We start from the raw sequence: 22,298 nt of genomic DNA, 5'->3' as shown, positions 1-22,298 counted from the left end.
TAAACTATGCGCATGACTACGGACCGGCACCAAGAAGAGGAGAAGGAGGAGGAATTCCACCCTCGTAAAGGAGAGAGATTTGTTTCCGTCCAAAACCTCGCTGCCTTTCAACAATGGGCCGAAGAAAGCATGGGGAAAGAAGCGCTAAGCTTGTTCAGCAGAACGCTGAAACGAAGGATCCACGCTACAATGGCAAGTCAGGAAAATCGACAAAAAAACACGGCCGCCCACCAGTTCAGATTCATCCCAGAAAAAGAATTCTTTGAACTCGAAAGAAGAATGCAAGCCCTCGTCGATCAAATCAATAAAACCAGAGACCGGGGCACCACAAAATAGAACCTAGTGCTACACTCTAGCTGTGCCCAAGAAAATCCTCATCAACGATTCCTTCCAAAACGGCTACTACCTGCTGACTTGTCCAACGGGTAAAGATTTCGATCCTGAATTCAAACCGGAGCTCACCCCCAAAGAAATGCTCGAGCTCGGCGTCTTCAATGGAACTTACATCGCCGATGAACCCGACGAATTCCCCAAATCTTGGTTTCTTCATGTGAAAAAATCGAACTGCTTTGGCGTCGAAGCCTCCATGCCACTCGAATACTGGCAAAAGAAAGGCTGGATACACCCTCAAGATCCACGAGGCTGGTTCCAATGGTATTGTCGCTATTATCTCGGCCGTCGAACTCCCGAGGAAGACCAGAGGCAAATCAAGCGTTGGAAGGCCATGAAACGGCACATCGCACAAATTCAAAAGAACTGTGAACCTGGCCAGCAAAATTGCCGCCGCAAACAAAGACAAGCCCTCCTCCACTGGGCCTACGACTCACGGAAGATTTAGGAGCTTAACAGGTCTCTCTCATGTCCACAAAGCCACGAATCTAAAACTTGAGGAGAAAGCCCCGTCGGCATACCTGCCCGTTCTGTACCCTCAAGCTTCGACCATACGGACATAATATCACTCAACTCCTCTGGGGACTGAGCTCCCGACGGTGACTCCCCAACATAGTCCAATGCAGGCATTAAAAAGTCGAACAAAACCATCTTTGCCATGCCCCTTACCGCCTTGTTTGGATGATAGTGATTCAATCTATAAAACCGCATTAAAATGCCAGCCCGTTTATAGTGTTCCGCCAAGTCCAAAGCCACTTGAACTTTCGGGTAAAATTCCGCCAATAAATCAGCTCGATTCAAAGTAAGTTTATCGAATTCACTTAAAGCCTGAAAGATGCTGCGTTTTCGTTCAACCGTTTGAGGCTCTCCATTTGCGAGCAAGCTATCTGCCAATTGTTTCGAAAGACCAGCAACAGCCATACACACTGCCATTTCATCCTGATCAAACCCCCTGCGTGCATCCGAAGGGACACTCCTTATGACTAAATGTGCAAACCTCAACTGTTCCAACAAAACAAAGGCATCTCCATCGAGTCCTCGTTCAACACGGCCCAGCCTTGTATGGCTCAAAGCTATCTCTAAGTGACGATGCACAAACCCAATGTTTTCCGCATCACCTTGCACTGCGGGATCAAACACACGCCCTGCTTCCAATTCACTGTTAGTGATCATATCTAAAATACAAATCGACTGAAGTGACAATAGTACATGAGGTCTTCAGAAGCTACAAGCCTGGCACGCTAATACCGTTCCGGATACTTTTCCTTCAAGTCCCTTCGCTTTAAACCTCGAAGTTGATCATGAATTCTTTCTCCATAAAGTTTCGTGAGGTCGAGTGGACGAGAACCCCCAGACAACCTCCGTGCAAAATCTGCTTCAAGTACGGGCTTTCCCATTAACGACCCATCAACCGCACTTAGATATTCCTGATGCCATCTTTGAAAAAGACCATTTTCCCTCCTCGCAATATCGTCACCCATATCCACTCCATCTCCATACATACGGCTCACCTCAAAACGACCCACATCGCCCACAAAAAGCCGTTCAATCTCAAAGAGCGTGGGTATCTCCATAAAGCGACCCTCCGAAACACGAATATTCGCTTGAGACATCCCATCGTACCAAGACCCAACAAAACGGTTAACAACAGAGGTTTCAAACTGAACATCACCCAAATAAATATCACCACTAGAGGGGTCAAGCCCTCTTCCTCGATCGAGAACGCTCGGTTTATAGGCCTGCCCATCAAAAAGAAGAAATCCATCACGATACGCAAGCCCGTGCATACTCAAATCTCTCTCATCATCCAACGCGCCGGGCGCAAGTCGATCTTTCGTGAGAGTCGATGCGAGTTTTGCAGTCATAGCCATGCCCAGTGGATTTTATAGTTTGGCATTCAACCATGATTACTTATTTGATGCAACCTTATCCGCACATACGATGCCATCATCAGCCTTCAAGGTAAGCTCTCACACGCCAGGCCATCCTTATCATTGCCATCAAGGTCATGCACATCATAACCAGCTTGCATTAAGCAGCCCTCGTAAACGGTCTGTGCTTCGGCATGTGTGGAGAAATCGGAACAGTTATAAACATTCGAACTACAACTATACCATGAAGTAGGTGCAGGTGCGGGGGCAGGATCTGGCTCTTCATAAACCGGAGCAGGGGCCGCGCTCTCCGGTTCCACCACCGTGACAGATTCTTCTACATCTTCTCCGGAACTTGCTGTTTCTGGCTGCACCTCAACTTTTGTATTTTCTTCCAAGACTTTCCTCATGGCAGGCTCAGCTGCTTCAACCAATGGCACCTCCTCGGAAGACTCCACGCTTTGATCTTCAACTTCAAGATTTTTAACAGGAGTCGGAGCGGTTAAACCAATCCCAACAAAACTGACCAATGCGAGAGCAGAAAAACTCCCGGCAAGATTCTTACGAGTAGCGTCCTTCCCCAGTACTTTTTTAGTTACACCTTGAAACAAAGTCGGGTTTACTAAACCAACCGGCAGGGCTAAGAGCGAAATCAGCAGTACCAGTGCAAAGAAATTAGCCATGAGAATAAATTAGAAAACTTTCTTCAATTCAAGCACATCTATTCAGTCCTGGAAAGTTTTAACCACCAAAAATGGAGCCACGATCGGGAATCGAACCCGAGACCTCATCCTTACCATGAAATTGGTCTATAGAATGCACCACCTTTTTGGCTTAGCTTAGCCATCCGTAATAGAGCGGGCTCGATTTGTGAAGGAACTAAGTAAAGAGTACATTCAAGGACAAAGAGATTGCAGCAAGAGGCTCGAAAATGCCAGCTGATTAAGAAATGCAAGTGAGGTCAAATCGAAAGAATAAAAAACAAAACAAATGATTTAAACGAGTTATATTTGCAAAAAAACCTGGAACATGAAAATATCTTGATAAAACACAGCATGCGCAGAATCCTCAAAAAATGTTCCGACTGGGGTCTCACTACAATCACTTTCGTATTTAAAATACTTTTGAGGGTCTTAGAAGAGATTTCTACTATATCGCAACTGGCTCCTTTAGGGCTAAAAACTAATACCTATGGACAATGCTCTTGAAGTCGCCTTCCAGATTTTCATTTCAATAATACTGCCAGCAGTTGTTGCGTTTCTTACAGCAACTTATTTGAAAGAACATGAGGTAAAATTCACCAAACTCCATGAGTTACGGCTAGAAAAAATCTCACTGCTGTATTCCAAGATTTCGCGCGGACATAAAGCTATATATGGTGTCATACAGGCCCATAAACTCGACAAAGAGAACTATAATGAAATATCCACGAAGTTGGATAGTGCAATCGAAGCATTATTTGATTTGGATGACTTCTTTGACGAGAACGCAATTTTCTTTAGCGAGAAAATAGTTCAAAATATGTCTACGCTTTCCACTACCTTAACAGATATAGCTGCGGACTTTATCGTTTACACAGATCAGAAGGAAGCTACTGAAAATGAAAGTTATGCAAAAGAAGCATTAAAAGCCCTAAAAACAGCCGCAAAAACATTTAATAATGTAACCCCAAAAGTAGTTAAAATTTTGGAAGAAGAGTTCAGAGCTTTAATGGGTGTTGCGGCTTAGTTCAGACAGTGCATCTCTACTGCCTTCGTCATCTGCTGATTCGAACAAGAAAGATAAATCGCAGTAGTAGTGATTTTTGTATGTCCCATGGTTTTCGAGAGCGTATAAATGTCGCATCCACCCTCAAGCATCAAGCGAGCAGGGGCGTAGCATTTGCCACGCCCCTTTAAAACTAGCTCTTGAGAAAGTCCCAGCAAGGTTGCGGTAGCCATCCCCAACGATTGCGGTGAATTTCCATGACCAAAAGTTGGTCATTTTTGTCTATAAACTTTGCGAGTTTATTGTAAACAGTCTCAGCAGTAGGATCGCTGGTTTTTATAAACCACGCCGACTTCATCGGCTTGATGTGAGTATAGGTCTTGATCTGGTTAAGCAAACCAGTGTAATCCTGACCGACTTTATTCAGGTCGTAAGTAATAAGGTAATACATATTTTCAAAAAGAGTTATAGGGGATTGCCAAGTCTGGGAGAACCCACTAAAATCCTTGTGCAGAAAGATTTTTCTTGTGGGGAAGACGGATCAGCCTCGGCGAAGTTCGTCTTTTTCATTTTCGGAATGTCATGGACAAGGGGGTTGAAGTAAACGGAAAACACTTTACCATCTAGGTAATGTATTTTCAAGAAATTTTAAATAATCTACTTGAAAATGATTTACCGATCAGGTAAAGTGAACTTAGCCATTAGCCCCCTCCACCCATGACAAGCAATGCCCTGAACCTTCTCCCAATCAATCATGGAAATACACTTCCAAACAGAAAAACTTCGGAAAATAATTGAAGATGAGTCACTACTTACAAGAAAACACGGTGAGCTAGCGAGGAAAATCACTCAGCGCTATAAAGAGCTCCAAGCCGCTGATTGTTTGCAAGATATGCCGCCCGCAGCGGGAACGCACCCCCTCCATAATAACCGAGATGGACAGTACGGACTTACACTCAAACAACCCTATAGAATGATAATAAGGCCCGTCGGAGACTTCAACCCTCCAGACACGGCCAGCATAGTAGCCATAGAAATTATAGAAATAACTGATTATCACTAAAATGACCCCTCATACCACAATTCTCGTACACCCCGGAGAAACTCTAGCAGAGAACCTAGAGTTCCTAAAAATAAGCCAAAAAGATTTGGCTATACGGACAGATTTATCTGAGAAGCACATTAGTCAGATCATTAATGGATCGGCCTCAATTTCTCCAGAAACTGCCCTTCGCTTTGAAAGAGTCTTGGGGATCAAGGCAAGCTTTTGGAATAATTTAGAAAAGAACTACCAAGAATGTTTGGCAAGAATAGAACAAGAAAAACTTATAGATGCAGAAGAACAACATTTAAATCAGTTCCCCTGTTATAACGAACTTGTCTCATTAGGGTTCGTGAGAAAAACTCGAGTTAAACGCGAAAGAGTATTAGCTTTACTAGATTTTTTCAAAGTACAATCATTGTCCCTAGTTCCCTTGTCAACTGGGGTGAACTATCGAGAAACTGGCAAGAAATCGACAGAACAAAATATTTTCTGTTTGGCGGCATGGATAAGATGTGGCCAGATTACAGCAGAAAGAACACCTGTAAAAGAGTTTGATGAGAAGAAACTAAGAGTAAACCTTAGTAAGTTTAGAGAGCTTACCAAGGAGCCTAATTTTGAAGACAAGCTTAAAGAATTATGTGCAGAGATTGGTATAGTTACGGTGCTTATGCCAAAATTTGGGAAAACAAAAATAAATGGTGCTACTTTTTGGTTTAGAGATAACCCAATCGTGCAACTTAATGAAAAAGGTAAACGTAAAGATATAATTTGGTTCACTTTCTTTCATGAGCTTGGCCACATCCTCAAGCACGGAAAAAAGGATCTATTTATAGAGTTTGAGAAATCTTTAGATGAACGAGAGAAAGAAGCAGATGAATTCGCTGAAAATACACTGATACCTAAAGCTGACTACGAAAGTTGGGCCAAAGATATTAACTTTGAAGAGCTAAGTATGAGGGGTATAGCACAGGAAGTTACTAGTTTTGCAAAGAAAGTAGATATCGGGGTAGCAGTAGTAGCCGGGAGGTTAGCTCATACGGGAGACCTACATTGGTCTAAAGTAAATGGCCTGAGAGAACATATCTCTTTTTAAGGGAATCTAAAGTTCATTAATCTATGCCCACCCATCCCCCCCTCCACGGCCTCTTAATAAAGACTTCCTACGCAGTTGTAGGAGCATTGTTTTGAACGATGGACGGATAAAGTAAACCCTAGTTGCAATCTGTTGTTGGCATATTTAAAAAATGGAGCCACGATCGGGAATCGAACCCGAGACCTCATCCTTACCATGGATGCGCTCTACCAACTGAGCTACCGCGGCCCTTGGCGCAGCTAGTTAAGCAGATTCTATCCCTGCACGCCAGTCTTTTTTGGCTGCGGCAAAAATTTGGCCACAAATAACAAAGGGCGACTATATACCGTGGAGCCGGATGTATTTGGAGCGGTGGGACACACCGTGCGCCTTGCGGCGCCCAAAGTCCATCGTGATGGATCTCACAAGTTTTGTCGTCCTTTTGTCGTCAAGGAGTCTACCTACGAATTGTCTACTCGTCAAGACAAAGTGGACTCAAACCACAAGCAAAATAGCCGCTTTGAGCCAATAAGTGAGCTGGGAAACCGCAGTCCAAATGAAAGACATGCCAAAAATTCTTTCGAACAGGTACAAATCCACCAACATTAGAGCGATAAAATACGGTAAACCTTTGCTCAAAAACAGTTCGTATCCTCTATAAAATCGCTTGGGGATAAAGAGGCCGACAAATTTAGATCCGTCCAAAGGAGGGATGGGGAGCATATTGAAAAGAAAAAGCACCACGCTCAGATCCAAAACAGCACCTCCCAACTGGTAAAGAGGTGAAATGGAACTCAAGTAACTGTAAGGAATAGCACCAAAAAAGGCCAAAACGAGGTTGGCGAGTGGCCCCGCCAAGGCAGTGAGCGCTTGATCTCGCACAGGCTTTTCAAAGTGTTGAGGATTCACGGGAACCGGCTTCCCCCACCCAATTCCAACCAAAAAAAGCATCAGAGTCCCCAAAATGTCGATGTGCGCCAGTGGATTAAGCGTAAGCCGCCCTTCTCTTTTTGCAGTGGGATCGCCCAAACGGTTGGCCACCCAGGCATGACTGAATTCATGAAAGGTGAGAACCAAGACCAAGGCCACCAGATAATAGATGCTCAAAAACATAAATAGAGTGTAGCAGAAAAGAAATTCGCTTGCCAAACAGAGCTTCGCCCCTTAAAATGCCTTGGCTAAGAGCGTAAACCACATCAATCTTATGTCTAAAGTTTGTCAATTAACAGGTGCGAGACCCCGAAGTGGACACAAGGTGTCTCACTCCAACAAGAAGTCGAATCGACGATTTTTGCCCAACTTGGTGAAAAAAACCGTGATCGATGCTAAAACCGGAGAAAAGGTTTCTTTGAAGATTACAGCTCGCGCGCTCCGCACGCTCGCAAAGAATCCAAAGAAGTTTGCAGATCAAATTCATGCATTCGCAAAAAAAAGCTTGAAGAAAAAACTAAAATAAAATATAGTTTCGTTGCGTTCAGAATAAGCAACCAAAAAAAGCTCTCAAAACTTCGGGGCTTTTTTTGGTATTTGGCGCTTTCTCCTGCAGCTTTTTCCTCAAAAGGATTGCGCTTCTTCCTCTTTTCAGCTAAAAATATTGGGCTCTTGCAAAGGGCATCACGGAAGGGTCGCATAGTGGCCTAGTGCGCTCGCTTGGAAAGCGGGTAAACTCGAAAGGGTTTCGGGAGTTCGAATCTCCCCCCTTCCGCCAGTCATCATCTTTATGAACACTCTCGTCTTTTTAGGCGCACTGGTCTCCGTCTGTGCAACGCTGGCCTACACTCGGGACATGCTGCACGGCAAGACTCAACCCAATCGAGTGTCTTGGATCATGTGGGCCATTGGTCCACTCATTGGAACAGCAGCCGGTTTGGCAAATGGCGTGGGCTTAGCGGTTCTACCGGTATTCATGGCGGGCTTTACCTGCATTCTCGTCCTTTTAGTTTCCTTTACAAGTAAACAAGCTTCCTGGAAGCTCAGCTCCTTCGACTACGCTTGCGGCGCCCTCTCTGTTTTAGCGCTACTGTTATGGGCCATCACCGATCAGCCCGCCGTCGCCATTGTTTTTGCCATGATAAGTGACTCCATGGCCTACATCCCAACCATCATCAAAGCATGGAAAAATCCAGAAAGCGAATCGGGCCTCACCTATGCCGCCGGCACCTTCAGCGCACTGACCGCTTTCACCGTAATGGAGTTGTGGACTTTTTCAGAGCTGGCTTTTCCCATTTACTTAATAGTGGCAAACTCGATCCTCATCTTCTTCATCTGGAGGAAAAAGTTCTTGACCCTTCAGGTGTAAAGACATACTATTTAATAAATTATTAATTTATTAAATATGAATGTTGTCAAAGTCACCACCAGCGGACAAATCACCATCCCCATTCACTTGAGGAGAAAATTGAAGACCCAAATGTTTTTTTGCGATTTAACGGATGAGGGCTTACTTTTCCGCCCCATAGAAATACAGAAAACACATCAAAAGAAACCAAAATATACCTTAGAAGACTTCAAGAAATGGAAAATTAAAAAGAGCAAATGCCCCACCGAACACAACTTGGCTCAAAATATCGATAAAATTATCTACACTTTCTGATGGTTCTTCTGGATTCCAACATGATTATTGCCTATTTCCGCCCAGCGGAAGACCACCATGAATCTGCTTGCAAATTCATAGACCCCCTCGAGTCTTTTGCAATCCACGACTATGTTTTGTCTGAAGTGGCAACCGTGCTGCAACTGCGTGAGGGACATGCTGTCGCAAAGCAGGCCATAGACTTCCTCCAAAGCACAGAGGGCTTAAAGTTTCTCCGCCTCAGCCAAGAAGAACTCGAGATGACCTTAGATCTTTTTTTAAAACAAAACGAGAAAATCTCTTTTATAGATGCAAGTTTATTGATTTTAAGCAGAGAGCGGGATCTAACACTGGTAACCTTGGACCAAGATCTTGTGAAATGCGGGAAAAAACGCTTTCCTCCAAAGCACTAAAAAACCCCACCGAAGCAGGGCTCTCTAGTCTCAGGCGCGAGCCCGAGTGGGGGAGAAATTATTCCTCCTCAGCGCTGGTCGTATCCTCTTCTACCACTTCTCCTTCCTCTTCTACCACTTCTCCATCTTCTTCCGTGTCAACTTCTGTTGTGCTGCATCCTGCAAGCATCAAGGAGAGAACTCCGAAGCTAGCGAGAAGCATTTGCATGAAGCTTTTCATGTGCAAATTTGTTAAAGAATAAATACTGAGCAGCAGTGTAGGCCGCTCAAATCAACCTGTAAACAGATTAGCGTTGCCTAGAACTTAAAATTGACGGCTATTATACAATTCTTCTATGCTCTATTTATGGAAAAATCACTCATCAAAAATAAACGGGCATTCTTCGATTATGAAGTCCTGGAGCGCTTTACCGCGGGCATCGTGCTTTTGGGGCACGAAGTAAAGTCCCTCAAAAACGGCGGCGGTCATTTTACAGGCTCTTACATCACCGAAAAAGGCGGCGAACTCTTTTTGGAGCACTTCCACATTCCTCTCTACAAAAAAAGCACCCTGCTCCATTACGAGCCCGAAAGACCAAGAAAATTGCTGCTTCGTAAAGCGGAAATCACAAAAATAGCTAGTGAGCTGCACACGGCGGGTGTTACCATCGTGCCACTTGAATGCGGCCTCCAGAGCGGGAAAATCAAAATTGACTTCGCGCTGGCGAGAGGTAAAAAACAATACGACAAACGGGAGTCTCTAAAAAAGAAAGACACCACGCGACGCATCCAGAGTGCCCTGAAAGATTACTAATCCCCTTCCCATGCACGCCATCGCCTCCACGCTTATTCAAGAAGTACATGCTTTTGCTAAAAAATCCGGTTTCACTAAAGCCGTCATCGGGCTTTCCGGTGGCCTGGATAGCACCCTTGCACTCTGCATTGCCATTCGAGCTTTTGGTGCAAAAAATGTCACCGCCATCATCATGCCGGAGCTGGGAGTGAGCCCTTACGAAGAAACAGACCACGCCAAAATGATTGCGGAGCACTTTGAGTGCACTATGCATTACGAGCCCATCAACAACTTTTTGGTGGATTACCAATTTGTGGCTTGGGAAAGGGAGCCCGGAGCGCTGGAACACCTCAAAGCTCGTCTCCGTGCCATGCTTTTGCTCGATTATGCCGAGTGCACCGGAAGCATGATTATTGGAACCGCAAACAAAAGCGACCTGCAATTGGGCTTGGGCCTCAAAGACGGTGAATTCATCGGCTCCTTGCATATTTTGGGAGACCTCTATAAAACAGATCTCATTGAGCTGGCCCGGCACCTGAATCTGCCTTCCGAACTCATCACCGCTCCTTTCACCCGTGGCCTCTGGCCCAAACAAACGGACGAAGACGATTTGGGAAGCTCATGGGAAAACATCGATGGCATCCTTAGGCAAATGGCAGACAAAGTCGATCCCGACACCATGATTGAAAAAGGAATGGACGCCCTCCTGGTCCACAAAATCGTCCGCCTCACCCAAGAAAACGACTCTCTCGCCAAAAGCATCCCCGTCCTCCACATCGGCCGCATCCCCGAATCCATCAAAAAAGCCCAAAAAGCCGAAGCCGAAAGCATGCTTTAGGCCAGACCAAGGTAAGGAGTGGGGTCAACTTTTTCGCCATTCTTTTTAGCCTCAACATGCAAATGTGCAAATGTGGTTCGCTCACCAGTATTGCCAACTTTTGCGATAACGGCACCCACGGGAATGGTGTCACCATCCTTCCAAAGGAGAGATTCAATGTGTCGTAAAGGAAGGACGAGTGATCCTGTGGGACTGTTTGGATCCTCCACTTCAATAAAATTACCTCCCTTTGGCTCCGTCCCCGTACGAGAAACTCGTAAAGGACGCGTAGCAATAATAGGCCTTCCTATGTCTTCATTCCCAGCCGCCAAAGTGATATCTACCGCTGCATGATTCTGCCTCTCCCCCGAATCCTCCATAGGATCATCTCGATTCCCAAAAGGGGAAGTGATTTTGGGGGATTCTTCTTTAGAAAAGGTGAAAAATGGAGCATTGGGATTCAAAAGTTCCGGTAAGGAATAGATTTTCTCTCCAGCCGCAGCAACAGCTGGTTCGTCCTCTTTTTCAAGACCCAGTAAGCCTTTCAGCCAGTTCCCAAATTTTCCACCGGTTTCCATCAACCATTTGCTCACGGAGGTCCAGGTGGAAGAAAGTCCGCTCAACACACCGGTAATCCATTTGCCAAAACCTTCTCCACCCTCTTCTACCAGGTTTGTGGGAGTCGTGGATGGGGTTGATCCCATCGCAGCAATCGCAGCATCTGCATCAGCGTCCACTTGCCCCCCGGTAATCTCTGCACCAAGTTCAGTGAGCTCTTGTCTTTGCGCACTATGCGCTGCCGCTTCAACAGCTGCGGCCAGTTCTTCCGGGCTTGGCACATCCACCGCTTCAGGAGCAGTTCCAGGGGCCATACCGGCTTTTTCGGGACCGTTTATAGTAGACATCAGCTAAAGCTTAGACCATAAGGCTCAACGGCAGCAATGGCTCTGTTTATATAAGGGCCGCCAAGTGTGGCATACCCACCCTTAATCACTTCCTCCAAAAATCGTTTCGGCTGATCTTTAAATTTGAACGCTGCTTTGTAACGGCTAGTCGAAATCAAGCGAGCATACGCCCTAAAAGATTCACGAATATTGGAGTAGGAGCGGAACTTTGCGGGTCCTTTCACTGGAGCTCCATCTTTGATCTCCGTAGCTTCCATAGTGACAAAAGAGCCGGAGTAATGCTTGCCCGCTTTATACCCAAAACAGTTGAAGCCCTTGCGGCTCAGCCCACTTTTCCCAAAACCAGATTCCAAACAGGCTTGCGCAACCACCACTTGATACGGGATTCCAAATTCTTTCTCAATCTCCTTCCCAAACTCCACGGCCACCAAGAAAAAGTTCTTTTTTTCATCACCACTATCGGTGATGCCAAATTCTTGAAGCAGATTTTGAAGGTCTTCCAAAAAAGAGTTTTCAGGAATTTCTTCAGGTGCTTCTGCCACCGCAGGTGCTTCTACCTCGGCTTCCTCCTCTTCCCCACCAAAAACCCCCTTCACCCAATCCCAAATTTTGGTTTTACCGGAACTGAGGGCGAAACCGAGCGTGGAAAGAGCGGCCATAAAAGTACCCTTACCGCCCGTTTTAGCCTGCTCAAAATAAGTGGAAAGACTGGTCAAAAAGCCGGGTTCTTCTTGCGGAGCTTCTTCTTCCGGAGGAGTTTCGGCCGTTTCCGTTTCAGCGATCGCGACCGCAGGATCCGCTTGCTGATCACGCATTCGAGCATCCACATCAGCCAGTTTCAAATCGACAGCCCGGACTCCGCCTTCTTTAATATCCTCCGGGAGCACCTCTCCCACCAAGGGGTTGGTGCTCTCTCGAGGAGATTCCGGCAATTGGTCTAAAGCAGTCATTCGCGCATGTTAATCCTACTATTTTACCATTTTTGTGGTTTTTTTACCAGATCTTGAGCTAAGATGTGTCCATGGTGAATCCTCTCATTTTTCGGGCTTACGACATCCGCGGATTTGCACACAAACCTGTGAGCGAAAATCCACCCGACCTCACCCCGGAAACCATCCGGCTGATAGGAAAGGCCTCCGGCACTTATTTTAAGCGCCATTTTGGGACAAATTTAGCCGTGGGTTACGACTGCCGCATCAGCAACCCGGAGCTGGCGAATGCCTTTATTGATGGGGTGCTCAGTACAGGATGCACCGTCACGGTTTTGGGCATGGTCTTCACTCCCCTCCTTTATTTCAGCGTCTGCCATTTTGGCTTTGACGGAGGGGCCAGCATCACCGCAAGTCACAATCCCAAAGAATACAACGGAGTAAAGCTGGTGGGTAAAAACGCCCATTCCATTTGTGGAGACGAGTTGCAGGAAGTGCTCAAACTGATCCAAGCGGAAGATTTTGAAGTCGGCCAAGGGGAGCTCAAAACGCTCGATGCCTTCCCCGCTTACCTGGAAAAGCTGCAATCCATTGTAAAGATCGAACGACCACTCAAAGTGGTGGTGGACAGCGGAAACGGAGCCACGGGGCCTTTTGTAAAACAGTTTTTCGAAAGCTTGGGCTGTACGGTGATTCCACTCTTCACGGAACCGGACGGAAACTTTCCCAATCACGAGGCAAACCCGGAAGAAGTGGAAAACATGCAAGATTTAATCGCTGCCGTGAAGGCGGAGCATGCGGATTTGGGCTTGGGTTTTGATGGAGATGGAGACCGTGTGGGCGTGGTGGACGAAACCGGAAAGCACTACCAAGCGGACCTCTTGCTTTTACAGGTTGCCAGAGACCTGCTTTCTCGCAAACCGGGCTCAAAAGTTGTGTTTGATGTCAAAGTTTCCCAAGTGCTCATCGACGACATCAAAGCCCACGGAGGCATCCCGGTGATGGCTAAAACCGGACATTCTTTTATTGAAAAAACAATGTTGGAAGAGGGCGCGCCGCTCGGCGGCGAGATCAGCGGACACTTGTTTTTTGCTGAGAACTATTATGGTTTCGACGACGCCTTTCTTGGAGCGGCGCGCCTCCTGGAAATCCTTTCCCGCAGCCCAAATTCTTTCTCTTCACTATTTACAGAAGTCCCGCAAACCGCCTCCACTCCGGAGTTCAAATCTCCCTGCCCTGACGATAAAAAATTCGCCATCGTCGAAGAAATTGCCAAAAACCTCGGTGCCAAATATCCTTCCATCACCATCGATGGTATTCGCGTGAACTTCGATGCCCATTCTTGGGGCGCCGTGCGTTGCAGCAATACTTCGCCAAACCTCACTTTACGCTTTGAGGCCCCCACCCCGGAACACCTCAAAGAAATCATCCAAATCATGTTGGAAGAGCTCGAAAAATACCCGGAAATCGACCTCTGGTGGGCAAAACAATTTAAATAATCACATTATGCCTCAGCTTCTTGTCGGAATTGCCATCGCCATTTTCATTCTGGTTTATCTCTTTTATTCCAGCCTCACCATCAAACACGCGGCCCGATTCCGCTTTTTAAGCCAACGAACCGTTTACCTCACCATCTTTTTTGTGATATCCAGCGCAGTGCTCATTATCGCCCTGCTGTCGTTTTACGGAATGTTTTTGTTCTAGGCTCTACCGCACCGCTGTATCAATCAAAAAGGCCCGCTCCAACCTGAAACACCGGCAACTGATCCGCCGGTTCGTATTCTAAAATAAAGGAGTTGTAGACCACTTCCCCTCCATGCTCCGCCGCGTAATTGGAGAGCTGTTCGCCTTCTTCACACTCAAGCCATTCACCGGTATCCAAAACTCCATCCACCACCGGGTGACAACGGCGGAATTGACGGAGCAAATTGAGGTCATATTCTCGCGCAATGTCATAAGTCTCCGTGGTCGTGCCGTCTCCAAGCGTGTAGTACTCAATAGCGTCCACTCCACCAAGCACCCCAGTCGCAATGCTTCCGTTCACCGTGTTGAGCGAGACCAAAGATCCTCTCAAATAGAGCTGATGCATCAAGGCCTCCAATCGTTCTTCATCGCTATCCCAAGAGGGATACACTTGCCCCACGGGAGCCGTACCGGTGCTGCTGAAGAGGCTTCCATCCAAAAAGATATTGGCGTTCAAGTCCGTCACATCATTACGAATGTAGGCGTTGCCCCCCACTCCATCCTTTTTAAAAGCAATAATCCCCATTCTTCCATCCACAATATCTGAATTGATGAACACATCGCCTCCAATCACCACCAAAGTTTTGGGGTTTCCGTCAAAACCATTAATGCTCACATCTCCCTCGGCATAAACCAACCGTCCACCCATGAGCTGCTTGAGCCCGCCCGAAGCCCGGCCACTGGTATCAAAACTTCCCGAGCTGGCGCTTTGACCCAAAATATATCGCGCCACTTGCGCATACATTTGATTCCGCAAATCAATGGTTTCCGTGTTTCCCAAAACAGAAATCCCATCCCCGCCGGACATTTCTTCAAGCACCGCGTTGGCATCAATAGATGCATTGATGGCACCAATCACCAACATGCTTTCGGGATCCGCATGCCTGTCGATGTGAGGCAAGTAATCCGTGTAGTAACAGGAATCTGCTCCGTTTCCTCGCTGCGCCGCCGTGTCACACACCCACTGTTCAGCCGTGGGGTCGTCCACGGTATTCCGAGGTGCCACAACACAACGAATCATGGTTAACGCACAAGCCGCATCCGACTGCCCGTACTCAAGGACATAAGATCTAAAGTAATTGGTGTAGGCGGAATTTGGTGGCGTCAGGGTGTCCATTCGACGAGTCTCATCCGCATTGTCGGCATCAGCAGAACCCGGAGCGTCCACATCAATCAAAAGCCTCAAATCCCCAGCCACAAATTCAGCCGGATCCGAGTTCACATCCATTTGATAGTTCACAAAATAAGTGGGCTGTTCGCTGCCCGCCCCCCACTGAGCTTGGTACGCCGCTGAGGTATCAGAAACGGTGGCCCTCGTCCGCAACTGCATTTCTGCATCCTCATTTTCATTAAAAAGACTGCTGTACTCCACCCCATCCGAAACCATCACAAATTCGTTGAGCAAGAATCTCGGGCGATAAGAAAGTGTTCCCAAATCGGTGCCGGGGAAGTAATGCCAGGTGTTCTCATCCACCTGCACCAAAGAATCGCTCGTTCCAAGCACCACTTCTCGGTCAGCCCTAAATTCAAGGTCCAAGGCCAAGTGATCAATAATATATTGATTCCGGTCCACTTGTCGATTCTGAAAAACATCCGCCTTACTGAGACTCGTGTCTCCGGATCCATCCGGACAGTCAGCAACGCCTGGGCTAACAAGAGTTTCTTCTCCCTCTTCCTGGTCCGGGTAAATCCATCGGCATCCATCACGATCGGAATAATATTCAATCGCCGCATCCGTATCGTCATTGAGCCCAAGCATATTGGAGGTGGGCGAAGAGGAGTAAATAAAAGTATTGAAGCTCCAAGAATCGTCCTCAGTGTTCATAAGCCCATCGTCACCAGCCTCTTGAATGGTGCACACTGTGGAAGCCATCGCATCAAAAGCCGAAGAACAATCATAGGGATAAGTATTGCTATGGCTTTCCACAATGGCATCCCCGGTGTTCTCCACCTGATTGAGGTACACTCTGGAGTCATCGGTCTCCACCACTTCCATTCCAATGGAAGTGAGCTCATAAGGATCTATGAATTCCACTCGCGTGCTGTCCCAAAACTGCACTTGTACGCGCCAAAATTCCGCTCCATCCGCAAGAGGAGCATTCTCATAAGCCACGCTATCGGCATCCCAAGCACTGTCATTTGCATAAATGCTCACATAAGTTTCGATGTTCTGCGGAGCCAGTTCCTGTTGAAATCCATGGAAAGAAATAAATTTCTTAAGGTAAGGGCTCCAGGCGTATCCTCCAACTTCTCCCGTCGTAAGATTCGTGCGGACGAAATAGTTTGCAGGGTCCTCATTGCAGAGTGCACTGGGGTTCACGGGCGTACAGTTCCACTCAAATTCAATTCCACTTTGTGCAAAAGGAATTGTCGCCGTCGAGCTGAGCAACTTTGCCTTGCCGCTCCAAAGCCCCGTGACCGGGTCCACAAAAACGGAGGTGTTGGCGTCGTAATCAAAATCAAGCGTATACGAATTGGGGTCGGTCTCAGGATCCGCAGGATAGTAATACGCCAAAGATTCTCTACCGCTACCAGAATAAAAATATCCACTCTGCTCCACACATCCTTGATCCATATTGGAAACTTCGTCAAAAGAAAGGGTTCCATAGCCGGAAGCGGGCGTGGCGGCTCCATAAATAAATCCACACTCATCCCCCACGGCAAAACCATCACCCGGATTGTCATCAAATGAAAGTAAGCTTTGCGCCTGATTTACCAAAATAGGGCTCACCAACAAAGCAACAAGCAAGACATGGAACAGTTTTTTCATAGACGAGGTGTAGAGTGGCTCCACTTTAGCAAACCACAGGTCCCTTTCCAAGGCCTTTCCCTACTCCTCTTCTTTCTCCTTTTTCTTTTTCCCCTGCGCCGCTTTCAATTCAGCCGCGTGCTCGCTTGAGCTAGGCTTTTCCCAAACCGCGAACTTACATTTGGGGTATTTATTGCAACCGTAAAAAGGTTTGCCTCCCTTGCGAGTGTGCCTCTCCACCAAATCCCCCTTTCCACATTCCGGACACTTAATTCCAATGGTTTTCAAAATAGTTTCGCTGGTCTTACAAGCAGGATAATCCGTACACGCCAAGTACGAACCAAAGCGCCCGGTCTTCACCTCCATGGGCTTGCCGCACTTGGGACACTTTTTGCCTCCCAGTTTTTTCTGCAAATCCTCCATTTCCTTTTCCTTCACCTCGTCCACCCCTCCAGTCGCCTCATCCAGCGGCTTGGCATTTTTACATGCGGGGAAGTTGGTACAAGACAAGAATTTCCCATAGCGCCCAAATTTAATCATCATCGGTTTGCCACATTGGTCGCAAATTTCATCCGTCTTTTCGGTGATTACATCTTCCTTTTTAATGTTCTCCATTTTATCCTCCACCAATTTGTGGAAAGGCTCATAAAATTCGCGGATTTCCTCCTGCCATTGCTCTTTTCCGTCCTCCACCTCATCAAGCATTTCTTCCATTCGCGCCGTAAACTGGTAATCGAGCACTTTTGGAAAGTGTTCCACCAAAAAGTCATTCACCAAAAATCCAATGTCTGTGGGCTTGAGCTGCTTCGCATCCTTTTCTATGTACCCTCGCGTGAGCACCGTTGAAATGGTGGGCGCGTAAGTAGATGGTCGTCCAATGCCTTCCGCTTCCAACTTTTTAACCAAGCTCGCTTCCGTGTACCGTGCGGGTGGCTTGGTAAAATGCTGCTCGGGCAAAAGTTTTTTGAGTTTGGGGTGCTCGCCTTCGGTGAGTTCGGGCAAAATGCCCTCTTCTTCCTCATCCTCATCGTCCATGCCCTCCAAATACACCTGCATGAATCCTGCAAAACGAACGGTCTGTCCGGTGGCTCGAAAAGTATATCCGTTCGCCTCAATGTCCACGCCCACTTGATCCAAAATAGCCGGCGCCATTTGGCACGCCAGCGTTCGTTTCCAAATGAGTTCATAGAGTCGCAGTTCATCTTTTTCCAGATACTTTTTGATGGAATCCGGCGTCCGTGAAAGGTCCGAAGGTCGAATGGCCTCGTGCGCTTCCTGTGCACCCTTTTTACCTTTATAAAGCCGTGGTTCTTTGAGCCCATATTCTTTTCCAAATTCTTTAGCAATAACTTCCTGAGCTTGCTTGAGTGCAATTTGTGAAATATTCACGCTGTCGGTACGCATGTAGCTAATGAGACCTTCATGCCCCGTGTCCAGTTCCACACCTTCATACAATCGTTGCGCCACCATCATGGTTTTCTTCACGGAAAAGCCGAGTTTTCGCGCTGCTTCCTGTTGCAAAGTGGAAGTGGTGAAGGGCGGAGCCGGATTACGATTGCTTTCCTTTTTCTCCACGCTGGTGACTTCGTACGCCGCCCCGTCGAGATCCTTTAAAATGTCTGTGGATTGCTTTTCGTTCGTAACTTTTAAAGCCTCCCCTTTGAATTTTGTGAGCTTGGCGGTAAAGACATCCTTACTCTTTTCAGGAGTCATCTCCGCGGTAAGGCTCCAATATTCTTCCGGCTTAAAGGCCATGATTTCTCGTTCACGATCCGCCACCAATCGCACCGCCACACTTTGCACGCGTCCGGCACTAAGTCCGTATTTGATTTTTTTCCACAAAAGCGGCGAGAGTTCATATCCCACCAAACGGTCCAAAATGCGGCGCGCCTGCTGCGCGTCCACCAAATGTTTGTCGATGCTTCGTGGATTTGCAATCGCCTCCAAAATCGCGGGTTTGGTGATTTCATGGAACACAATGCGTTTCAAGTCTTTTTGCTTCGTGAGTTCCAGCGCCTCCACCAAATGCCATCCAATCGCCTCCCCTTCGCGGTCCTCGTCAGTCGCGATGTAAACGGTGGTGTCTTTCTTTATTTTGGCCTTCAGCCCACTGATGACTTTTTGCTTCTCTTTGGGAATAATGTACTTGGGCTCAAAATTGTGCTCGGTATCAATCCCCATTTTAGTCTTGGGAAGATCGCGAACATGGCCCATAGAAGCCATAACTAGATAATCGGACCCCAAATATTTGGAGATCGTTTTGATCTTTCCAGGCGATTCTACAATGACTAAATTTTTTGCTGGCATGCGGGCATACCATAGGGATGAAGCCGCATCTTTGTCAAATAAAGAAGATTTCTTTTTGCTTGTCTTAACGCGTTTGAGCTTTATAATAAGCCGTGATTTATCTCTAACTCCACCGCCATGACAAAAGGTGATCTTATCAACATTGCCGCACAAAGTGCAGGCATCACAAAGAAGGCAGCCACTCAAGCTCTTGAGTCTGTTCTCGAAGCTGTAACCAAGAGCCTTTCCAAAGGACAAAGCGTTACGCTGACCGGATTCGGAACTTTCCGAGTTTCAAAGCGCGCTTCTCGCACAGGTGTTAACCCTCGCAACCCAAGCCAAAAAATCAAGATCCCAGCAATGGTTCTTCCTGCTTTCAAGGCTGGAAAATCCCTCAAGGACGCCGTTCGATAGTCACTCGACTCTCACTTTGTGATTCAAAACCCCTCTTCGGAGGGGTTTTCTTGTAGTTTTTTCTCACACCAGCTAAACTCACGAACCATAATTTAACCAGCATCCGATGCCGCCCACTATAATTGGAACTACTGAGATACCTGTGGTCCTAAACTTGAATCCAGAGCGCGGCAGTACTCTAACCAAAGGGGTAATATTAGGCCCATCAGACTTCTTAATGTTGCTGGACGACGAATCGCGAGATAGCGTTCGTGCTTGGCTAGAAGCATACCTGCACAGCCCAGAAGAAAACTCCGCGGAGGTCATACGCTTCACTGAGACGCTCTTAACTCCACCCGAAGGACAGATTGCTGTAGCTTTAATCCGTCCATTTTACCCCGAATCGCTGGTCTATCTCACGATGGACCGAGAAACTCTTCCAGATCTAGCGGCCGGACAACGAGAATGGACATTCGAATGGGACGAAAATGGAAACACCGTGATTAGACCATGGACGCTTGAGGACCAAGAAAGGGCGGATGAGGAGCTGAGGGGCTTGGAAGAAAAATTCTTAGAAAGTGGGGGGCATTAGTACTCACCCAAACCGCGGGGTTTTTGTTAACTCGTTTCTATTTCGTAGCCCCCCAAGTTCACCTATCCTACACTCAATTTGCCATTAATGCAAATTTATGCTAAAATACAAACAATTAACCTTATCTTACTTAATATGCGAAATCAAGTACCAAAAGCTAGAGATACGGTAGAGGTCATCGGTGGCGAAACCCCAATGGGTGATATTGTTGACGAAGACCCACGTAGTGGCAAATTACAAGTAATAGTAGGCAATGTCCGTAAATGGTTCGATCCAGACCAGTTTACAGATCCACGTAGTGTTGCTAGCCGATCTGAAGCTGGCATAGACTTTTCCAGTTTGCCTCCTCGAATAACTCAACAAATAAAAAGTTCACGCAGTCAATGGGTTCTAATTTGGGATCAAGGAAAAGAAAATTTAGAAAGATAAGTGCATTTTGGGCTTTTTTCTTCATCACAGAACAGTGAATAACCGGCTCACTTCGTTCGCTCAAAGTTGCTAATGGTTCACCTTCGGCCTATTTTACCATTAGCAAACTTCAGTTATTCACAACCGTTAGCGGAAATGGCATTGCAATTATGATTTTTTTAAAGCTATGAAATTCATTCTTTTATTCGGTCCACCAGCTGTCGGAAAAATGAGTGTGGGCAGAGAATTAGAAAAGCTTACCGGACTTAAGTTATTTCATAATCACATGACGATCGAATTGGTAATCCCCTTTTTTGATTTCGGAACACAGGCTCACAATCGTTTGGTGGGTTTGTTTCGTAGATCAATTTTTAAAGAAGTGGCAAAGAGCAATTTAAAAGGCCTCATTTTTACATTCGTATGGGCTTTTGATCTTAAGTCGGAAGAAAAGTATGTTGATAAAATAGTAAAAATTTTCAAGGATGTCGGGGCAAAAATATATTATGTGGAACTTGAAGCAGATCTCAAAGAAAGGCTTCGACGAAATAAAACAGCAGAACGGTTAGAGCACAAACCCACCAAACGAGATATTGAAAGTTCTGAAAGAATCCTGCTCGAGCATGAAAGGGATTATCGTTTTAATACAAAAAAGAATGAATTTCATAGAAAGAACTATTTAAAAATCGATAACAACAACTTGAGTGCCAAGCAAGTAGCAGAGATAATTCAAAAGAAGTTTGGACTGTAAGGAATAAACTAATTATGAGATATATTGCACTGCTCAGGGGAATAAATGTTGGAGGAAATCGAAAGGTTGAAATGAAGAAGCTAAAGAGCCTTTTTGAATCTTTTGGATACACTAATGTTTCTACCTATATCAATTCAGGGAATGTTATTTTTGAGTCAGAAGATGGGCTGAAAAACGCTACTGAAAAAATCAATATCGGTTTGAAAAACTATTTCGGTTTTGAGATCCCCACTATTGTTAAGACAGAAAAAGAAATGAAAAAGATTGCAGAGGCCATACCTGAGAACTGGGTGAATGATTCAGAACAAAGAACCGACGTTGCGTACTTGTTCCCGGAAATAGATTCGATAAAAGTTATTGATGAACTGCCTGTCAAAAAAGAGTTCATTGATGTTCGTTATATCAAAGGCGCTATCTATTGGAACCTTAAAAGAGAAGATGTTTACAAAAGTCAGTTGGCCAAAATCATTAGCAATAAACTCTATAAGTCTATGACTGTAAGAAATATCAATACTGCAAGGCATTTAACTGCTCATCATTTTTTGCCCTGACCCCCGAGCATTTTCAACACATCTCTATTCAAGGCCTCGTGAGATGCTGCGGTCCAGGTTTTGGTGTTTCGTAAAAGCTCGTCGCAGAAACCAGCCACATCCTCACCCGTGATTTCCAGCACGCGCCTGCCGTCCGCAACGCCGGATTCAAACAGGTCAATCAATTCGTATTGAACCTTCAACATATCCATGCCATCACCTCCCGCACGACTAAACATATAATTCTGGATCTTTTTGAACACAAATTGATAATCCTTGGGCATAGCTTTGACCCGCGCCATCATCGATCTATATTCTTTCTTATCGCCGATTATTTTTCTGAAAAAATCTAACAT

Annotated in this window: 28 protein-coding genes, 2 tRNA genes and 1 pseudogene; 20 read left to right on the top strand and 11 right to left on the bottom strand. The window is 46.2% G+C overall.

The window, feature by feature from the left end:
* Positions 1–12: 12 nt before the first annotated feature.
* Together WC777_02600 and WC777_02595 are read left to right on the top strand one after the other, a co-directional pair.
* Positions 13–336 (top strand): hypothetical protein, encoded by a 324-nt coding sequence (locus tag WC777_02600; protein MFA6024080.1) that lies wholly within the window; start codon positions 13–15, stop codon positions 334–336.
* 22 nt (positions 337–358) lie between these two features.
* On the top strand, positions 359–838 hold the full coding sequence (locus tag WC777_02595) for a hypothetical protein (GenBank protein ID MFA6024079.1): 480 nt from the start codon (positions 359–361) through the stop codon (positions 836–838).
* Here the strand turns inward: WC777_02595 and WC777_02590 are convergent.
* Entirely contained in the window at positions 835–1,563 is a 729-nt protein-coding gene (locus WC777_02590; GenBank protein ID MFA6024078.1) for a hypothetical protein, read from the bottom strand. The genes WC777_02595 and WC777_02590 overlap by 4 nt on opposite strands.
* A gap of 68 nt (positions 1,564–1,631) precedes the next feature.
* Entirely contained in the window at positions 1,632–2,261 is a 630-nt protein-coding gene (locus tag WC777_02585) for a hypothetical protein (GenBank protein ID MFA6024077.1), read from the bottom strand.
* Between the two features lie 324 nt (positions 2,262–2,585).
* On the opposite strand from WC777_02585, the gene WC777_02580 reads away from it, so the two are divergent.
* Complete coding sequence (locus WC777_02580; GenBank protein ID MFA6024076.1) at positions 2,586–2,957, top strand: hypothetical protein; 372 nt, start codon at positions 2,586–2,588, stop codon at positions 2,955–2,957.
* A gap of 495 nt (positions 2,958–3,452) precedes the next feature.
* Positions 3,453–3,989 (top strand): hypothetical protein, encoded by a 537-nt coding sequence (locus tag WC777_02575; GenBank protein MFA6024075.1) that lies wholly within the window; start codon positions 3,453–3,455, stop codon positions 3,987–3,989.
* Between the two features lie 172 nt (positions 3,990–4,161).
* Here WC777_02575 and WC777_02570 read toward each other — a convergent pair whose 3' ends face one another.
* Positions 4,162–4,419 carry a hypothetical protein gene (locus WC777_02570; GenBank protein MFA6024074.1) on the bottom strand — a complete coding sequence of 86 codons (258 nt, stop codon included), beginning with the start codon at positions 4,417–4,419 and terminating at the stop codon, positions 4,162–4,164.
* Between the two features lie 303 nt (positions 4,420–4,722).
* On the opposite strand from WC777_02570, the gene WC777_02565 reads away from it, so the two are divergent.
* Both WC777_02565 and WC777_02560 read left to right on the top strand, forming a co-directional pair.
* Positions 4,723–5,031 (top strand): killer suppression protein HigA, encoded by a 309-nt coding sequence (locus WC777_02565; GenBank protein ID MFA6024073.1) that lies wholly within the window; start codon positions 4,723–4,725, stop codon positions 5,029–5,031.
* Position 5,032: 1 nt separating this feature from the next.
* Positions 5,033–6,106: a HigA family addiction module antitoxin gene (locus WC777_02560; GenBank protein ID MFA6024072.1), complete on the top strand. Its 1,074-nt coding sequence runs from the start codon at positions 5,033–5,035 to the stop codon at positions 6,104–6,106.
* A gap of 152 nt (positions 6,107–6,258) precedes the next feature.
* On the opposite strand, the gene WC777_02555 is transcribed toward WC777_02560, so the two are convergent.
* A tRNA-Thr gene (locus WC777_02555) sits at positions 6,259–6,334 on the bottom strand.
* Between the two features lie 90 nt (positions 6,335–6,424).
* The gene (locus WC777_02550) at positions 6,425–7,198 is read right to left on the bottom strand and encodes a site-2 protease family protein (protein ID MFA6024071.1); all 774 of its coding nucleotides are present in this window, start codon (positions 7,196–7,198) and stop codon (positions 6,425–6,427) included.
* 91 nt (positions 7,199–7,289) lie between these two features.
* Here WC777_02550 and rpmB point away from each other — a divergent pair, with 91 nt between their 5' ends.
* From rpmB to WC777_02525, 5 genes are all read left to right on the top strand, one after another.
* On the top strand, positions 7,290–7,541 hold the full coding sequence (gene rpmB / locus WC777_02545) for a 50S ribosomal protein L28 (protein MFA6024070.1): 252 nt from the start codon (positions 7,290–7,292) through the stop codon (positions 7,539–7,541).
* 162 nt (positions 7,542–7,703) lie between these two features.
* Positions 7,704–7,793, top strand: a tRNA-Ser gene (locus WC777_02540).
* Positions 7,794–7,805: 12 nt separating this feature from the next.
* The gene (locus WC777_02535; GenBank protein MFA6024069.1) at positions 7,806–8,384 is read left to right on the top strand and encodes a hypothetical protein; all 579 of its coding nucleotides are present in this window, start codon (positions 7,806–7,808) and stop codon (positions 8,382–8,384) included.
* Between the two features lie 36 nt (positions 8,385–8,420).
* Positions 8,421–8,759 (top strand): AbrB/MazE/SpoVT family DNA-binding domain-containing protein, encoded by a 339-nt coding sequence (locus tag WC777_02530; protein ID MFA6024068.1) that lies wholly within the window; start codon positions 8,421–8,423, stop codon positions 8,757–8,759.
* Positions 8,699–9,070: a PIN domain-containing protein gene (locus WC777_02525; GenBank protein ID MFA6024067.1), complete on the top strand. Its 372-nt coding sequence runs from the start codon at positions 8,699–8,701 to the stop codon at positions 9,068–9,070. Before WC777_02530 ends, WC777_02525 begins: the two co-directional genes overlap by 61 nt.
* Before the next feature lie 58 nt (positions 9,071–9,128).
* Here WC777_02525 and WC777_02520 read toward each other — a convergent pair whose 3' ends face one another.
* Positions 9,129–9,290, bottom strand: coding sequence for a hypothetical protein (locus tag WC777_02520; protein ID MFA6024066.1), 162 nt, complete (start codon positions 9,288–9,290; stop codon positions 9,129–9,131).
* 126 nt (positions 9,291–9,416) lie between these two features.
* Between WC777_02520 and smpB the strand changes: the two genes are divergently transcribed.
* Together smpB and nadE are read left to right on the top strand one after the other, a co-directional pair.
* Positions 9,417–9,863, top strand: coding sequence for an SsrA-binding protein SmpB (gene smpB / locus WC777_02515; GenBank protein ID MFA6024065.1), 447 nt, complete (start codon positions 9,417–9,419; stop codon positions 9,861–9,863).
* 10 nt (positions 9,864–9,873) lie between these two features.
* On the top strand, positions 9,874–10,680 hold the full coding sequence (nadE, locus tag WC777_02510) for an NAD(+) synthase (protein ID MFA6024064.1): 807 nt from the start codon (positions 9,874–9,876) through the stop codon (positions 10,678–10,680).
* On the opposite strand, the gene WC777_02505 is transcribed toward nadE, so the two are convergent.
* Positions 10,677–11,564 carry a M23 family metallopeptidase gene (locus WC777_02505; protein ID MFA6024063.1) on the bottom strand — a complete coding sequence of 296 codons (888 nt, stop codon included), beginning with the start codon at positions 11,562–11,564 and terminating at the stop codon, positions 10,677–10,679. The genes nadE and WC777_02505 overlap by 4 nt on opposite strands.
* The gene (locus WC777_02500) at positions 11,552–12,514 is read right to left on the bottom strand and encodes a glucosaminidase domain-containing protein (protein ID MFA6024062.1); all 963 of its coding nucleotides are present in this window, start codon (positions 12,512–12,514) and stop codon (positions 11,552–11,554) included. Before WC777_02500 ends, WC777_02505 begins: the two co-directional genes overlap by 13 nt.
* Positions 12,515–12,585: 71 nt before the next feature.
* Here WC777_02500 and WC777_02495 point away from each other — a divergent pair, with 71 nt between their 5' ends.
* Together WC777_02495 and WC777_02490 are read left to right on the top strand one after the other, a co-directional pair.
* Entirely contained in the window at positions 12,586–13,992 is a 1,407-nt protein-coding gene (locus WC777_02495; GenBank protein ID MFA6024061.1) for a phosphomannomutase/phosphoglucomutase, read from the top strand.
* Between the two features lie 7 nt (positions 13,993–13,999).
* Entirely contained in the window at positions 14,000–14,197 is a 198-nt protein-coding gene (locus WC777_02490) for a hypothetical protein (GenBank protein ID MFA6024060.1), read from the top strand.
* Here the strand turns inward: WC777_02490 and WC777_02485 are convergent.
* Positions 14,157–17,006, bottom strand: coding sequence for a hypothetical protein (locus WC777_02485; GenBank protein ID MFA6024059.1), 2,850 nt, complete (start codon positions 17,004–17,006; stop codon positions 14,157–14,159). The two genes, WC777_02490 and WC777_02485, sit on opposite strands and share 41 nt — an antisense overlap.
* A 60-nt stretch (positions 17,007–17,066) precedes the next feature.
* Positions 17,067–19,292, bottom strand: coding sequence for a type I DNA topoisomerase (topA, locus tag WC777_02480; protein ID MFA6024058.1), 2,226 nt, complete (start codon positions 19,290–19,292; stop codon positions 17,067–17,069).
* Between the two features lie 117 nt (positions 19,293–19,409).
* On the opposite strand from topA, the gene WC777_02475 reads away from it, so the two are divergent.
* The 5 genes and pseudogenes from WC777_02475 to WC777_02455 all read left to right on the top strand — a co-directional run bounded on the left by WC777_02475 (position 19,410) and on the right by WC777_02455 (position 21,939).
* Positions 19,410–19,685: an HU family DNA-binding protein gene (locus WC777_02475; GenBank protein MFA6024057.1), complete on the top strand. Its 276-nt coding sequence runs from the start codon at positions 19,410–19,412 to the stop codon at positions 19,683–19,685.
* 106 nt (positions 19,686–19,791) lie between these two features.
* Positions 19,792–20,256 carry a hypothetical protein gene (locus WC777_02470; protein MFA6024056.1) on the top strand — a complete coding sequence of 155 codons (465 nt, stop codon included), beginning with the start codon at positions 19,792–19,794 and terminating at the stop codon, positions 20,254–20,256.
* An 87-nt stretch (positions 20,257–20,343) separates the two neighbouring features.
* Complete coding sequence (locus WC777_02465) at positions 20,344–20,685, top strand: hypothetical protein (protein MFA6024055.1); 342 nt, start codon at positions 20,344–20,346, stop codon at positions 20,683–20,685.
* 166 nt (positions 20,686–20,851) lie between these two features.
* Positions 20,852–21,412 (top strand): AAA family ATPase, encoded by a 561-nt coding sequence (locus WC777_02460; GenBank protein MFA6024054.1) that lies wholly within the window; start codon positions 20,852–20,854, stop codon positions 21,410–21,412.
* 14 nt (positions 21,413–21,426) lie between these two features.
* Positions 21,427–21,939: pseudogene (locus WC777_02455) on the top strand (DUF1697 domain-containing protein).
* On the opposite strand, the gene WC777_02450 reads toward WC777_02455, so the two are convergent.
* Positions 21,894–22,298 carry a DUF1048 domain-containing protein gene (locus tag WC777_02450; GenBank protein ID MFA6024053.1) on the bottom strand — a complete coding sequence of 135 codons (405 nt, stop codon included), beginning with the start codon at positions 22,296–22,298 and terminating at the stop codon, positions 21,894–21,896. The pseudogene WC777_02455 and the gene WC777_02450 sit on opposite strands and share 46 nt — an antisense overlap.

It is taken from the genome of Candidatus Gracilibacteria bacterium (assembly GCA_041661045.1).
Lineage (GTDB): Bacteria > Patescibacteriota > Gracilibacteria > UBA1369 > 2-02-FULL-48-14 > 2-02-FULL-48-14.
The sequence above is the reverse complement of the archived record's forward strand: the minus strand, read 5'-3'. Positions and strand labels throughout refer to the sequence as shown.